Here is a 14,317-nt window from a genome sequence, read left to right as displayed (position 1 = left end):
GCCGCCTGCCTTGGCGCACAGACTCAAGCGCTGGATACCTCGCCAGAGAGCACCTGCACATGCAACTCCTTCAGCTGCACCGCTGCGATCGGCGAAGGCGCATCGGTCATCAGGCATTGCGCGCTGGTGGTCTTGGGGAATGCGATCACGTCGCGGATCGACTCGGTGCCGGCCATCAAGGCAGCGATGCGGTCGATGCCGAACGCGAGGCCACCATGCGGCGGCGCGCCGAACTTCAGCGCCTTCAGCAGGAAGCCGAACTTCGCCTCGGCCTCGGCCGCACCGATGCCGAGCAACTCGAACACCGCGCTCTGCATCTCCGGCCGATGGATGCGGATCGAACCACCGCCGATCTCGTTGCCGTTGAGCACCATGTCGTAACCGCGGCTCACCGCGGTGGCCGCGTTCGCGCGCAAGTCGCCGATATCGTCGACCTTGGGTGCGGTGAACGGGTGATGCAGGGCGACGTAACGCTGCTCTTCCGCGTCGTACTCGAACATCGGGAAATCGGTGACCCACAGCGGCTTCCAGCTGTTTTCCACCAGCCCGCGATCCTTGCCCACCTTCAGACGCAAGGCGCCCATGAAGTCGGTGACCGCCTTCCAGCTGCCAGCGCCGAAGAACACGATGTCGCCCGACTGCGCGCCGGTGGCCTTGAGCACCCCGTCCAGCGCCACGTCGTCAAGGAACTTCGCCACCGTCGAATTGATGCCATCGCGACCCTTGGCCAGATCCTCGACCTTCAGCCACGCCAGACCCTTCGCGCCGTACCGCGACACGTATTCGGTCAGGACGTCGATCTCCTTGCGGCTCAGGACAGCACCGCCCGGCACACGCAGCGCGGCGACACGGCCGCCAGCATCGTTGGCCGGCTCGGCGAATACCTTGAACTCGACGTGCTTGACCGCGTCGGCGATGTCGACCAGCTCCAGCGCAATGCGCAGGTCCGGCTTGTCCGAGCCGAAACGACGCATCGCCTCAGCCCAGGTCATGCGCGGGAAGCTCGCATCGAGCTCCACACCCTGTACGTCGCGGAACACGTGGCGGATCAATTCTTCCACGAAGTCCTGCACGTCCTTTTCCTCGACGAAGGCGAACTCCAAGTCGAGCTGGGTGAATTCCGGCTGACGGTCGGCGCGCAGGTCCTCGTCGCGGAAGCATCGCGCGATCTGGTAGTAGCGATCGAAGCCGGCCATCATCAGTATCTGCTTGAACAGCTGCGGCGACTGCGGCAGCGCGTAGAACTGGCCCGGATGCACGCGGCTCGGCACCAGGTAGTCACGCGCGCCTTCCGGCGTGGCCTTGGTCAGGATCGGCGTCTCGACGTCCTGGAAGCCGCGCTCGTCGAGATAGCGGCGCAGCGCCTGCACCAGCTTGATGCGCTTGCGCATCATCGCCTGCATTTCCGGACGGCGCAGATCGAGGTAGCGGTAAGTCATCCGCATGTCCTCGTTCGGATTCTCGTGCAGCGCGAACGGCAGGTCCTTCGCGGCGTTGAGAATCTCGACGGTATCGGCGAGCAGCTCGACCGTGCCGGTCTTCAGCTTGTCGTTGACGGCGAGGCGCTTGCGCAGGGTGCCGGTGACGCGCAGGCAGTATTCATTGCCGATCTCGTTCGCCACCGCAAAGGCCGCCGCGTTGTCGCGCTCGATCACCACTTGGGCCAGGCCTTCGTGATCGCGCAGATCGACGAAGGCGACATGGCTCTGCAGGCGCAGGGTGTTGACCCAGCCGCACAGGGTGACGGTCTGGCCGTCGAGTGACTCGTCGATGAGGCCGCAGTAATGCGTGCGCATGCGCTTGGAACTCCGGGCCGCAGGGCGGCAAAACAGATGGAAAAGACCCGGAATCTTACCACTGCACCGCATCGCCGGGCGGCCTGCGGCCCGGCGATGCAGTGTCGACGTGGCTTACCAGCGTCGATCCACCACGAACACACCACGGCAACCGTGATCGGCCCAGACCCCGGCGCGATTCCAGCCCCAGCTGTAACCCTCGCTGCAGCGGGTGTCCGACAGCTGCTTCACCAGCCGCACGCGACCATGCCCACCGACATCAACCTGGCAGAAGCTGTAGCGCTTGCCATTGCTGTCGCACTGCAACTGGATCTGCCGATCCCAGCCGGGTCCGGGCTGCCAGCCGCCATTGCCCGGGCCATGCTCGTCCCAGCCGGGACGACCGCCACGGCCCACTTCGGCAAACTGGCCACGGCAGCCGCGATCGACCCACAGACCCTGACGGTCCACACCCCAACTCTGGCCACGGATGCATGCGCCCTTCGACTCCTGCCGAACCAGCTGGGCATCGCGCCACGGCACCATGCAGCGGTTGAACTGGCCATTGCTGCTTTCGCAACGGATCACCCGGTTTACCTGTTGCGCCCGTGCCACCGGCGCAACGACCGTCAGGGACAGTGCAGCAACCAGGCTCGCTGCGATGCCGCCAGAAATTCCACGTAACAGGTGCATGGACGTCTCCCTGAAGAATCCGCCACGCCAATCGCGTGACATGCCAACCGTACTGGAACAGCGACCGGTTTCACCACTCCGATCGTGATGACCGGACGACGCTCACTCGCTACCGGCGACCTTGCTGGCTGGCGTTGCCGGCGCGGGCGCCACGGCCGCAACACTGTCGCCACTCGAGGCAGGCTTCTCGCTGCCTGCTGTGTCGACCAGATTGCGCTTCTTGTCGCCGTCTTTCTTGAAATCGGTCTCGTACCAGCCACTGCCTGCCAGCCGGAAGGAAGGCGCACTGACCCGGCGATGCAATTGCGGCGCGTCGCAGGCCGGGCAGATCGAGGGATCGGTGTCGGACAACTTCTGCAGGCGATCGAAGCGATGACCGCAGTGGTTGCATTCGAATTCGTAGATGGGCACGGGTTTCCTCAGCTTGCCAGCACTACCTCAAGGCGGGCAGCGAGCCATTATCGACCCATCTGCCAGGATTTCAATGTGTGATCGGTCGCATGGATACCTGCGCCAGCATCCGCCAGTCTGCAAGGCACGCAAAGCAATCCCGCACTTCCCTCATTGCCAAAGGGAATAATCACATGACCTCATGTTTGGACGTCTAAACGTCTATTGACACACGCGAAGTGCGCCACTAGGCTGAATTTGTCGCATCGCAACAAATCATCTTTCGAGGGGAACACCCATGAGCAAGCGTTTTCAGACCATCCTTCCGGCTTCCCTGGCAGTCACCGTGCTGTTTGCATTGGCGAGCACGGCCAGCGCACAGGACGCCACCCCGTCAGCCACGCCTGCCGCCCCCACCAAGACAAAAGATCTGAGCGCCGTGATCGTCACCGGCACACGCGCAAGCGACCGCACCGAAAGCAGCTCACTGACGCCGATCGACGTGGTCTCCGCCAAGGTGCTGCAGCAGACCGGCACCAACGACCTGCCGACGGCGCTTGCCCGGATCATTCCGTCACTCAACTTCCCGCGGCCAGCGGCAGCCGACACGGCCGACACCCAGCGCCCGGCACAGCTGCGCGGCCTGTCGCCGGATCAGGTACTGGTGCTGGTGGACGGCAAGCGCTGGCATGCCGGTGCGATGGTACTGACCAACGGCGTGCTCGGCCGCGGTGCGCAGGCGGTGGACCTCAACACCATTCCCGTCGATGCCATCGACCACATCGAGGTGCTGCGTGATGGCGCTTCCGCACAATACGGCTCCGACGCCATCGCCGGCGTGATCAACATCATCCTGAAGAAGGGCGCGCAGGGCGGCGAGGTGCAGGTCACCGGCGGCCAATACTCCGCCGGCGATGGGCGTCAGTGGCAGGGTTCGGCCAACTTCGGCATTCCACTTGCCGGCGACAAGGGCTGGATCCGTTTCACCCTGCAGGATGGCAACGAGGACTACACCAACCGTGCCCGGCCGGACAACCGCTCACCGGCCTGGGAGGCACTCGGCGTGAACTACCGACAGGGCGATCCCGCGGTGCACGACCAGAACCTGTTTATCAACTCGCAGTATGACATCACGCCAGATGTGCAGTTCTACGCCTTCGGCCATTACGGCCACCGCGACAGCACGTCACCGGCGTTCTTCCGATATGGCACCAATGCGCCCACGCCGAACAACGCACTGATCGGCGAGGTCTACCCGAACGGCTTCCTGCCGCTGGAGAACGCCAATTCCACCGACCAGGCGCTGGTCGCCGGCTTCCGCGGCACGCTCGACGGCTGGCGCTGGGATCTGAGCGGCAACTATGGTGGCAACCGCGTCTCCTACGAGACCCAGCACAGCCTCAACTATGCGTATCTGCACGATTTCGGCAGCACGCCGACCACCTTCGACGATGGCCTCCTGCGCGCCGCGCAGGAGGCATTGGATCTGGATATCGCCAAGGACGTATCCACCAGCTGGCTGCCCAATCCGGTGACCGTGGCGTTCGGCGCCGAATACCTGCGCCAGACCTACGAGATCGACGCCGGCGCGCTACCGTCCTGGTACGTCGGCACGTCCGGCGTCTCCGGTGGCGCGCAGGGTTTCGCCGGCTGGCAGCCAGTGAACGCGGTGGATGCCTCGCGCCAGGATGTGGCCGAATACTTGGACCTGGAAACCAACCTCACCGACAAGCTCGGCGTATCCGCGGCCGTGCGGCACGAGCATTACAACGACTTCGGCAACACCACGTCCGGTTCACTGGCGGGCCGCTTCGACTTCACCGACACGTTCGCGCTGCGCGCCAGCGTCTCGACCGGCTTCCGCGCACCGTCGCTGGGCCAGCAGTATTTCTCGCAGACGTCGTCGCTGTTCTACGCCACCGGCAACTCCGCCGGCCTGCCGTCGGGCATTTACAACTCCGGCCTGGTCTCGGTGAACAGCCCGATCGCCCAACTGCTCGGCGCTGAAGCGCTCAAGCCGGAGAAATCCGAAAACTTCACCTTCGGCGCGGTGTGGAACCCCATCGATGCATTGAACCTGAGCCTTGACGTCTACCAGATCGATATCCAGAACCGCATCGCACTGTCCGGCGCCATCTCCACCACAGCACCGGTGGTAGTGGATTACCTGGCCGCGAACGGCATCAGCAACCTCAACTACAGCAGCATTTCCTACTTCACCAATGCGGCCGATACGCGTACACGCGGCGTCGATTTCGTCGGCACCTATGTGGCCAGCCTGGGCGACGCCGGCACGCTGACCTCGACCCTGAGCGCCAACTACAACCAGAACGTGGTGACCCAGGTAAAACCGAATCCGGCGGTGCTTACCAACCTGGGCGTCGCCTACACGCGTCTGAGCCGGCAGGACATCAAGGGCTATCTGGCCAACAGCGCGCCACAGAGCAAGCTCATCCTCAGCGAACAGTACGCCGTCGGTCCGTGGAGCCTCACCGGGACACTGACCCGCTACGGCCGCTACACCAGTTACGTCAGCAGCCTGGCTGCTTACAACGTGGCCACCGGCGTGGTGGACCAGACCTTCACGCCGAAATGGGTGCTGGACCTGGCCGCCAGTTACCGCCTGAACAACTGGACCTTCACGGTCGGCGTCGACGACGCGACGGATACCTACCCCGACGTGAACATCGCCAACAACAGCAACCACGGCACGCTGCCCTACTCAACGTTCTCGCCATTCGGCTACAACGGCGCCTACGTCTACGGCAAGGTGCGCTACAGCTGGTAGGCAAGAGCTCGCATTTGCGACAAGAAAAAATCCCGGCCTTCGCCGGGATTTTTTCTTGGAATCAAGCCGCCCGGAATCGCAGGTGGCCGCCTTCGGCATCGACCTGTATCCGCGCGCCGGCCGGATAACGCCCTTCCAGGATCTCCTTCGCCAGCGGATTCTCCAGCTGTTGCTGGATCGCCCGTTTCAGCGGCCGCGCACCGTAAACCGGATCGAAACCGGTATTGCCAAGCAGCGCCAGCGCGGCATCGCTTATCTCCAGCTTCAATTGACGCTCGGTCAGACGCTTCTCGAGATTCACCAGCTGGATGCGTGCGATCGCGCGGATCTGCGTCTTGTCCAGTGGGCGAAACACCACGATCTCGTCCAGCCGGTTGATGAACTCGGGGCGGAAGTGCGCCTGCACCACGCCGAGCACCGAGGCCTTCATCTGCGTGTACTGCTCCTCCGCGTCGCTGCCCTCGCTGTTCTCGGCCACGTCCTGGATCATCTGCGAGCCAAGGTTCGAGGTCATCACGATCACAGTGTTGCGGAAGTCCACCGTGCGCCCCTGTCCGTCGGTGAGGCGACCGTCATCGAGCACCTGCAGCAGGATGTTGAACACATCCGGATGCGCCTTCTCCACCTCGTCGAGCAGGATCACGCTGTACGGGCGACGACGCACGGCTTCAGTGAGATAGCCGCCTTCCTCGTAACCGACGTAACCGGGCGGCGCGCCAACCAGCCGGCTGACCGAGTGCTTCTCCATGAACTCGCTCATGTCGATGCGCACCATCGCGTCGGTGGTGTCGAACATGAACTCGGCCAGCGCCTTGCACAGCTCGGTCTTGCCCACACCGGTCGGACCCAGGAACAGGAACGAGCCGTTCGGCCGGTTCGGATCGGACAGGCCCGCACGCGAACGACGGATCGCATCGGACACGGCGCGCACCGCCTCGTCCTGGCCGACCACCCGACGGTGCAGATCATCTTCCATGTGCAGCAGCTTTTCGCGCTCGCCTTCGAGCATCTTGGCGACCGGAATGCCGGTCCAGCGCGCGACAACTTCAGCGATCTCCTCGGCGGTGACCTTGTCCTGCAACAGCTTGAAGTCCTGCGTCTCGGCGGCCTGCGCCGCGGCGAGCTGCTTCTCCAGCTCCGGCAGACGGCCATATTGGATCTCGCTCATCTTCGCGTAATCCTGCCGGCGCTGCGCCGCGTCCAGCTCCTGTCGTGCCTGCTCGATCTGCTCCTTCACCTTGGTCGCGCCCTGCAGCGCGGCCTTCTCTGATTTCCAGATCTCGTTGAGATCGGAGAACTCGCGCTCCAGCTTCTCGATGTCGGTTTCCAGATCAGCGAGGCGCTGCTTCGATTCGCTGTCCTTCTCCTTTTTCAGCATCTCGCGCTGGATCTTCAGCTGGATCAGCCGGCGCTCGAGGCGATCGAGTTCTTCCGGCTTGGAATCGATCTCCATGCGGATGCGCGAGGCCGCCTCGTCCATCAGGTCGATCGCCTTGTCCGGCAGCTGGCGGTCGGCGATATAGCGGTTCGACAGCGTGGCCGCGGCCACGATCGCCGGGTCGGTGATCTCTACACCGTGGTGCACCGCGTAGCGCTCCTTCAGCCCGCGCAGGATCGCGATGGTGTCTTCGACACTTGGCTCGCCCACGAACACTTTCTGGAAGCGGCGCTCCAGCGCGGCATCCTTCTCGATGTACTTGCGGTACTCGTCCAGCGTGGTGGCACCGATGCAATGCAGCTCGCCGCGCGCCAGCGCGGGCTTGAGCATGTTGCCCGCATCCATCGCACCATCGGCCTTGCCCGCGCCAACCATGGTGTGCAGTTCGTCGATAAACAGGATCACCCGGCCTTCCTGCCTGGACAGGTCGCTGAGTACGGCCTTCAGGCGCTCCTCGAACTCACCGCGGAATTTCGCACCGGCGATCAGCGCACCCATGTCCAGCGCCAGCACGCGGCGACCGCGCAGACCTTCCGGTACTTCGTCCTTGATGATGCGCTGGGCCAGCCCTTCGACGATCGCGGTCTTGCCCACGCCAGGCTCGCCGATCAGCACCGGGTTGTTCTTGGTGCGCCGCTGCAGCACCTGGATGGTGCGGCGGATTTCCTCGTCACGACCGATCACCGGATCAAGCTTGCCGCTCTCTGCGCGTGCGGTCAGGTCGATGCAGTATTTCTCCAGGGCCTGACGCTGTTCCTCGGCGTTCTCGCTCTGCACCTTCTCGCCACCGCGCAGCTTCTCGATTGCTGCTTCGAGGTTCGGCTTGGTCGCACCTGCCGCCTTCAGCGCCGCGCCCAGCTCGCCCTTGTCGTCCAGCGCCGCCAGCACGAACAGTTCGCTGGCGATGAACTGGTCCCCGCGCTGCTGCGCCAGCTTGTCGGTGAGGTTGAGCAACCGGGTCAGCTCGTTGCCCGCATGGATATTGCCTTCCTGCCCGCTGACCTTCGGCAAGCGCTCCAGCATGTCGTTGACGCGTTGCTGCAGCGCCGGCACGTTGACCTGGGCCTGGGTCAGCAGCGGCCCGGTCGAGCCGCCCTGCTGGTTGAGCAGTGCCGCCATCACATGGGCCGGCTCCAGCATGTTGTTGTCGCGGCCCACGGCCAGCGACTGCGCGTCCGCCAGCGCCTGCTGGAAACGCGAGGTGAGTTTGTCCATCCGCATATCGAGATCCCCTGCAAGAGGTGAAAGGATTTGGCGGACCCGCCGCCACTGCCCGCAAAGATGCGGACAACGGCAGACGATTCAAGCAGACGGAGTGAGCACGCGGCGTCAAGGCTTCCGCAAGTAGCAGGCTGGATAGCCTCAGCTGTCGGCAAGCCAGATCAGGCTGGCGAAACGGCCAGTGCGGGCACCGTCGCGGCGGTACGAATAGAAGCGTGCATCGCTGAACGTGTCGAAGCCACCTCCGTGGACTCGCGTCACTCCGGCCGCAGCCAGCCGGCGCCGCGCCAACCCCACCAGATCACATGACCAGTGACCCGGCCGAGTCGGCACAAAGCAACTCTCCGCCTCCGGATCATGCGCGACGAAGGCTGCGCGCACTTCCTCGCCCACCTCGTACGAGGCGGCGCCGATACACGGCCCCAGCCATGCCAGCAACCGCTCGGGCGGTGAGTGCAGCTGGGTCAGCGTTGCCTCCAGCACCCCGGCCGCCAGCCCGCGCCAGCCAGCATGCGCCGCGCCGATCTCGCTGCCCTCGTCGGCACAGAACAGTACTGGCAGGCAGTCGGCGGTGAGAATCGACAGCACGGTACCGGGGATATGCGACACCGCCGCATCCGCCTGCGGCTCGTCAGGACTGGGCAATGGCCCCAACTCGGCCACACTGGTGCCGTGCACCTGACGCAACCAGCGGGGCGCGGCAGGCAGCGCCAGCACCTGTTGCAACGCGCTGCGGTTGGTCGCCACCGCATCGGCCAGGTCACCGCTGCGCAAGCCCAGATTGAAACGCTCGAATGGCACGGCCGAGATGCCAGGTCCATGGCGGGTGGTGACAGCGGCATGGACACGCGACGGCGCCGGCCAGTCGGGGAAGATCCAGGTGTCGGTCATGGTTTCCGGGAACGGGGAACGCGGGGAACACCAAGCATTGCACATACTCCAGGTTCCGTGCCCCGCCTCCCGTGCCCTCAATAGTCGTCCGAACCGTGCTCCAGCAGATCCGCGCGCAGCGCCTCGATCAACGCCAGCTGGTCAGCCGGCCGCTCGGCACTGAACGACAATGCCTCGCCACTGATGGGATGGATGAACGACAGTTTCTCGGCATGCAGTGCCTGCCGCCGGAAGCCGCGCAGCATGGCGATCAGCTCCGCGCTGGCACCCTTGGGCAGCTTCAGGCCGCCGCCGTACAACGGGTCGCCGATCAACGGATGATGGATGTGCGCCAGATGCACGCGGATCTGATGGGTGCGCCCGGTTTCAAGCTGGCACTGCAAGAGGCTATGCGCACGGAAGCGCTCGCGCAGCCGGTAATGGGTCACCGCGCGTTTGCCATCCTCTTCGTCACGCACTGCCTGCCGCAGGCGGTCGCCCATGCTGCGGCCGATCGGCTCATCCACCGTGCCGCCGGCCACCATCGTGCCCAGCACCACGGCTTCGTATTGCCGCTCCACCTCGTGGCGCGACAGCAGGTCGACCAGCGCGGTATACGTCGGCAACGTCTTCGCCACCACCATCAGACCGGAGGTGTCCTTGTCCAGCCGGTGCACGATGCCGGCGCGCGGCAGCTCGGCGAGCTTAGGATCGTGATGCAGCAACGCGTTGAGCAGGGTGCCGGCCGGATTGCCCGCGCCCGGATGCACCACCAGCCCGGCCGGCTTGTCCAGCACCAGCAGATGCTCGTCCTCATGGACGATGACCAGCGCAATAGCCTCTGGCGCGCTAGTGACCTCGTTCTCCAGCTCGACCTGCAGCCGCACCAGCTCGCCGCCGCGCAGCAGCTGGCGAGGCGCCGCCGTTGCGCCATCGAGGGTCACCGCCCCCGACTTGATCCAGCCCGCGAGCCGCGAACGCGAATAATCGGGGAACATCCCGGCCAAAGCCTGGTCGAACCTGCTTCCGGCCGCATCCAGCGGTACCGTTGCTTCATGACGGATGGTGGTCATGCCGGCACCCGCGGGCGGCGGCCGGTTTCGGCTATCATGCCTTTTCGATCAAACATCTGAATCCTGTCCTCATGCGCGTAATCAAGTTGCCGATGTCCCCATTGTCTGCCCTGAAGGTGCTCGTCGTGCTCGCGCTCGCCGTGTCGTTGGGCGCCTGCTCGATGTTCCATCACAAGAAGCGCGACAGCATCGACACGATGCCGGTGGATGCGCTCTACAACAACGCGCACACCTCGCTGGAAAACGCCGACTATGCGGCATCGACCAGGGCCTTCCAGCGCCTGGTCGCCCGTTTCCCGTCGGGTCCCTACACGGAACAGGCCCAGCTCGAGCTGGCCTATTCCCAGTACAAGGACAACCAGCCGGATGATGCCATGTCGACCGTCAACGGCTTCATCAAGACGAATCCGACCAGCAAACACGTTGATTATGCCTATTACCTGCGCGGTCTGATCAATTTTGACCGCACCACCGGATTTCTCGAGCGCCATACCAAGCACAGCGACAGCCAGACCCGCCGTGACCAGGGCTACAACCTGCAGTCGTTCGACGACTTTTCCGAGCTGTCGCGGCGATTCCCGGACAGCGCCTACACCGCCGACGCGCGCCAGCGCATGATCTACCTGCGCAACGTGCTGGCCCAGTACGAGATCAACGTGGCCGAGTTCTATCTGCAGCACAAGGCCTATGTCGGCTCGGCCGATCGCGCGCAGTACGTGGTCGAGCATTATCAGCAGGCGCCACAGACCGGTGATGCCCTGGCCATCCTCACCCGCAGCTACCTTGCGCTGGGCCACAAGGAACTGGCCGACCAGACCCGCCAGGTGCTGGCGCTGAATTACCCGAACCACCCCTACCTGACCGATCCGAAGTGGCCGCATGCGCCATCCACGCTGCGCAAGATGGTGCCGTTCTCCGGGCACCACTGAGTTTCATTTTCCGAGTCGCATGAGCCGGCGAGCCATCGCCGGCTTTTTTGTGTCCGGCGGTCCAGCATCGGCCTGCGGCAGGACGCACCTGCAGGCGCACGCCGTTGCCGACCGCTCCACCGCGACAACGCGCCATCCATTGCCCGTCAGGCAACTGACCATCCTCGCAACGCTGGACCGGCATCCCGAGTACTTCCGGAAAGCCAGTGCCTGTGGCCCCTGGTCCAGGACGCCTGCCGTGCCGACCAGCCCCCTGCTGGCCGCCGACTCCGCATCGGCAGTCACGACGGGGGACAGCAGGCGTGTGTGCGTCACGCGCAGGCAGATGCCATCGAGCCCTGTGATCAGGGCTGCGCCGTGCTGTCGGCCGGCGCCGGCGGCTCGGCCGTGCCATCGTCTTCGTCCCCGTAGATCGCCACATGTGGCACGCCATCGGCGCCGATCCAGCCGCGATACATGCCGTCGGTGTTGAATGGAATCGCGATATGGCCCTCCGCATCCAGCGCGATCGCACCGCCGTTGCCGCCCATCGACGGGATCTCCTGGTTGACCACCTGCGCGGCGGCACGCTTCAACGGCACGCGCATCTGGGTCACCATCATGCAGATCTCGTGTGCGGCGACGGTGCGGATGTAGTACTCGCCCCAGCCGGTACCGGACACCGCACAACCGCTGTTGGCATAAGTACCTGCGCCGATGATCGGCGAATCGCCGATGCGTCCCCAGCGCTTGTCGGTCATGCCGCCGGTGGAGGTGCCGGCAGCGAGATGGCCTTCGACATCCAGCGCCACCGCACCGACCGTGCCGAAGTGTTTCGCCGTATCGACGTCCGCATGCGGCTGCTTCGCCGCATCTTCCTTCAAGGCTTTCTGCAGCTGCTGCCAGCGCTCCTCGGTGCGAAAGTACGAAGGGTCGACCAAGGTGATGCCCTGCTCCTTGGCAAACTCCTCGGCCCCGTCGCCGGCCAGCATCACATGCGGTGAATGCTCCATCACCGCCTGCGCCAGCAGGATCGGGTTCTTCACCCGTTGAACGTCGGCTACGGAACCGGCACTCAGGGTATTGCCGTCCATGATCGCCGCGTCCATTTCGTTCTTGCCGTCATGGGTGAACACCGCGCCCTTGCCGGCGTTGAAGTTCGGATCGTCCTCCAGAACGGTGATCGCTGCCGTCACCGCATCCAGCGCCGGCTTGCCCGCCTTGAGCTTGGCGTAGCCGTTCTGCAATGCCAGCGTCATCGCCGCGCGGATGGCCTTCTCCCTCGCCGGCGTCATCTCGCGCTTGACCACGCCAGCGCCGCCGTGGATCACCAATACGGGCGAGACGGCGGCATGGCTCATGCTTGCGATTCCGAGTATGGAAACGGTAACGAATAAATGGAGCGGCTTCACTTCACTCTCCCCATGGGGTGGGATGAGTATAGCCAGCTGCACTACCGCTACTGGAGCAACTCAATGGATCAGCAACCGGTACTGGGAGTCAGATCAACCTTGATGCTCTGTTCGCCACCAGTGACTTCCATTTCGCCCGGCTTCCCGGAGACGCGGGTGCCAAACAGGATCGTGGCCAACTGACCGGGCTTGGTTCGCACGATTGGGTGTGATGCCTCGTGCAAGGTACCCCCAACCATTTCGCCATGTATTTCGATCTGCCCACCCACCGTCGACATGACTGCGAACCGCCCCTTCCATGGCGGCACACCAGTACTAACCCCGCTCACATGGACGTACTCGCCGGGCTTGAGGCACTGGGTGAAATGCATTTCGGCAGGCTTGCCATCGAAAGCAACATCCATCTTCAACGTGTATCGATCCGAGGCGGCACCAAGGCTTGTCTTGCCTGGTGGCACAGCGGCGTATACCGCTCCAGCAAAACCGGCAATCAGCAATATCATTGTAAAACCGCTGGCGAGACGCCGAAATGCATTTGGTGGGTTCTGTTTCAACATGGCAATACGCTCCATAAGTGGATGACGAGGTGACCAGCTACAACCAATCGGCAACGCGAACGTGGCCGATTGGGTTTTCAACATGGCATTCACATAGCTGCGCCGCCGCGTGCCGTGCTCGCGCAGCACAGCGGCGTCACAGGCCAGTTCCTGATCGTGGCGCAACGCCGAAAGCAGCCACCACGCCAATGGATGGAACCAGAACACGGCAACAACTGCCTGTGCGAGCAGGCACCACCAGCCATCGTGACGACGCGCATGCATCGTTTCGTGGGCGAGGATCAGTGCACGTTCAGTGGCATCGTAGCGGTGTTCGAAATCGGCCGGCAGCACGATGCGGATTCGCCAGGCACCGACCAGGGCAGGTCCGACATCCGTCCCGGCTGCTCGCCAAACCGGCCAGCGCAGCGACAGGTCGACCACTCTCGTGGCTCCATGCAGGCGATCGCGATAACGCGACTGTGCGATGGCAGCCAGTGTCACGCTGACTAACATGCCAGCCAGCCAGAGCAGTGCCATCCATGTCCGCCAGTCAAGACCATTCGACTCCGCGACATGCGCCGGCAGCGTGGTGGCCGCCGAGGTGATCGTGAACACAACCGCTGGCAGCGCGACCACTTGTGCCATGGGCGCATGCGACAACTGACTGGCCACCATCGCCAGTGGTGGCAGCAGCCACAGCTGGAACGCGCGCTCGGCACCGAACAGACGGCAGCATGGTTTGCGTAGCGCCGCAACGACAAGCACCGCTGCGGTGAACGCGAGGATCAGCAGCCAGCCATGCCCGATCCAGTCGACACTTGCCGACTCAATGCTGTTCATCGTCGAGCTCCTGCAGCAGCTTCCGCAGTTCGGCAATGTCCTTCTTCGACAGCTTGCGCTGCTCGGAGAAATGCGCGACCAGCGGCGCCACTCGGCCGCCGAAGAGACGGTCGAGCAGGCCCTTGCTCTCCTGCTGGACGTACTGCTCACGAGTGAGCAGCGGTGTGTACAAGTAACGGCGACCGTCGCGCTCGGCGTGCACGGCCTTTTTCCGCAGCAGGCGATTGAGCAGGGACTTCACTGTGCCCTCCTGCCAGTCCTGCGCCGGGCCGACTTCGGCGAGGATGTCCTCGGCTGTGCGTGGTGCTTCGCGCCACAGCACGTCCATCACCACTGCTTCCGCTTCGCTGATTGCCATGGGTCACCGTTT

Annotated in this window: 11 protein-coding genes; 2 read left to right on the top strand and 9 right to left on the bottom strand. The window is 64.1% G+C overall.

Annotated features, from left to right (window positions below; genetic code table 11):
* Positions 1-23 precede the first annotated feature (23 nt).
* From aspS to B0E50_RS14900, 3 genes are all read right to left on the bottom strand, one after another.
* On the bottom strand, positions 24-1,796 hold the full coding sequence (gene aspS, locus B0E50_RS14910) for an aspartate--tRNA ligase (RefSeq protein ID WP_077442134.1): 1,773 nt from the start codon (positions 1,794-1,796) through the stop codon (positions 24-26).
* Positions 1,797-1,910: 114 nt separating this feature from the next.
* Entirely contained in the window at positions 1,911-2,468 is a 558-nt protein-coding gene (locus B0E50_RS14905) for a DUF3011 domain-containing protein (protein ID WP_077442133.1), read from the bottom strand.
* A gap of 102 nt (positions 2,469-2,570) precedes the next feature.
* Complete coding sequence (locus tag B0E50_RS14900; protein WP_077442132.1) at positions 2,571-2,879, bottom strand: zinc ribbon domain-containing protein; 309 nt, start codon at positions 2,877-2,879, stop codon at positions 2,571-2,573.
* Between the two features lie 277 nt (positions 2,880-3,156).
* On the opposite strand from B0E50_RS14900, the gene B0E50_RS14895 reads away from it, so the two are divergent.
* The gene (locus B0E50_RS14895) at positions 3,157-5,646 is read left to right on the top strand and encodes a TonB-dependent receptor (protein ID WP_077442131.1); all 2,490 of its coding nucleotides are present in this window, start codon (positions 3,157-3,159) and stop codon (positions 5,644-5,646) included.
* Between the two features lie 61 nt (positions 5,647-5,707).
* On the opposite strand, the gene clpB is transcribed toward B0E50_RS14895, so the two are convergent.
* From clpB to rluD, 3 genes are all read right to left on the bottom strand, one after another.
* The gene (gene clpB, locus B0E50_RS14890) at positions 5,708-8,305 is read right to left on the bottom strand and encodes an ATP-dependent chaperone ClpB (RefSeq protein ID WP_077442130.1); all 2,598 of its coding nucleotides are present in this window, start codon (positions 8,303-8,305) and stop codon (positions 5,708-5,710) included.
* A gap of 141 nt (positions 8,306-8,446) precedes the next feature.
* On the bottom strand, positions 8,447-9,196 hold the full coding sequence (gene pgeF, locus B0E50_RS14885) for a peptidoglycan editing factor PgeF (RefSeq protein ID WP_077442129.1): 750 nt from the start codon (positions 9,194-9,196) through the stop codon (positions 8,447-8,449).
* A 77-nt stretch (positions 9,197-9,273) separates the two neighbouring features.
* The gene (rluD, locus tag B0E50_RS14880; protein ID WP_077442128.1) at positions 9,274-10,248 is read right to left on the bottom strand and encodes a 23S rRNA pseudouridine(1911/1915/1917) synthase RluD; all 975 of its coding nucleotides are present in this window, start codon (positions 10,246-10,248) and stop codon (positions 9,274-9,276) included.
* A 71-nt stretch (positions 10,249-10,319) separates the two neighbouring features.
* Between rluD and B0E50_RS14875 the strand changes: the two genes are divergently transcribed.
* Positions 10,320-11,177, top strand: coding sequence for an outer membrane protein assembly factor BamD (locus B0E50_RS14875; RefSeq protein ID WP_077442127.1), 858 nt, complete (start codon positions 10,320-10,322; stop codon positions 11,175-11,177).
* A 344-nt stretch (positions 11,178-11,521) separates the two neighbouring features.
* Here B0E50_RS14875 and B0E50_RS14870 read toward each other — a convergent pair whose 3' ends face one another.
* From B0E50_RS14870 to B0E50_RS14860, 3 genes are all read right to left on the bottom strand, one after another.
* The gene (locus tag B0E50_RS14870) at positions 11,522-12,517 is read right to left on the bottom strand and encodes an isoaspartyl peptidase/L-asparaginase (protein WP_077442126.1); all 996 of its coding nucleotides are present in this window, start codon (positions 12,515-12,517) and stop codon (positions 11,522-11,524) included.
* A gap of 119 nt (positions 12,518-12,636) precedes the next feature.
* Positions 12,637-13,947 carry a M56 family metallopeptidase gene (locus B0E50_RS14865; protein WP_077442125.1) on the bottom strand — a complete coding sequence of 437 codons (1,311 nt, stop codon included), beginning with the start codon at positions 13,945-13,947 and terminating at the stop codon, positions 12,637-12,639.
* The gene (locus B0E50_RS14860; protein WP_077442124.1) at positions 13,934-14,305 is read right to left on the bottom strand and encodes a BlaI/MecI/CopY family transcriptional regulator; all 372 of its coding nucleotides are present in this window, start codon (positions 14,303-14,305) and stop codon (positions 13,934-13,936) included. The genes B0E50_RS14865 and B0E50_RS14860 overlap by 14 nt, the downstream gene beginning before the upstream one ends.
* Positions 14,306-14,317: the final 12 nt, after the last annotated feature.

The sequence above is a fragment of the Rhodanobacter sp. C01 genome (genome assembly GCF_002001045.1).
In the GTDB taxonomy this organism is placed as follows: domain Bacteria; phylum Pseudomonadota; class Gammaproteobacteria; order Xanthomonadales; family Rhodanobacteraceae; genus Rhodanobacter.
The sequence above is the reverse complement of the archived record's forward strand: the minus strand, read 5'-3'. Positions and strand labels throughout refer to the sequence as shown.

Bases quoted from the DNA above. Each gene is read 5' to 3' on its own strand.
- B0E50_RS14875 (WP_077442127.1), top strand. From the start codon at position 10,320: ATGCGCGTAATCAAGTTGCCGATGTCCCCATTGTCTGCCCTGAAGGTG.
- B0E50_RS14905 (WP_077442133.1), bottom strand. From the start codon at position 2,468: ATGCACCTGTTACGTGGAATTTCTGGCGGCATCGCAGCGAGCCTGGTT.
- B0E50_RS14895 (WP_077442131.1), top strand. From the start codon at position 3,157: ATGAGCAAGCGTTTTCAGACCATCCTTCCGGCTTCCCTGGCAGTCACC.
- rluD (WP_077442128.1), bottom strand. From the start codon at position 10,248: ATGACCACCATCCGTCATGAAGCAACGGTACCGCTGGATGCGGCCGGA.
- pgeF (WP_077442129.1), bottom strand. From the start codon at position 9,196: ATGACCGACACCTGGATCTTCCCCGACTGGCCGGCGCCGTCGCGTGTC.
- B0E50_RS14865 (WP_077442125.1), bottom strand. From the start codon at position 13,947: ATGAACAGCATTGAGTCGGCAAGTGTCGACTGGATCGGGCATGGCTGG.
- aspS (WP_077442134.1), bottom strand. From the start codon at position 1,796: ATGCGCACGCATTACTGCGGCCTCATCGACGAGTCACTCGACGGCCAG.
- B0E50_RS14870 (WP_077442126.1), bottom strand. From the start codon at position 12,517: ATGAGCCATGCCGCCGTCTCGCCCGTATTGGTGATCCACGGCGGCGCT.
- clpB (WP_077442130.1), bottom strand. From the start codon at position 8,305: ATGCGGATGGACAAACTCACCTCGCGTTTCCAGCAGGCGCTGGCGGAC.
- B0E50_RS14860 (WP_077442124.1), bottom strand. From the start codon at position 14,305: ATGGCAATCAGCGAAGCGGAAGCAGTGGTGATGGACGTGCTGTGGCGC.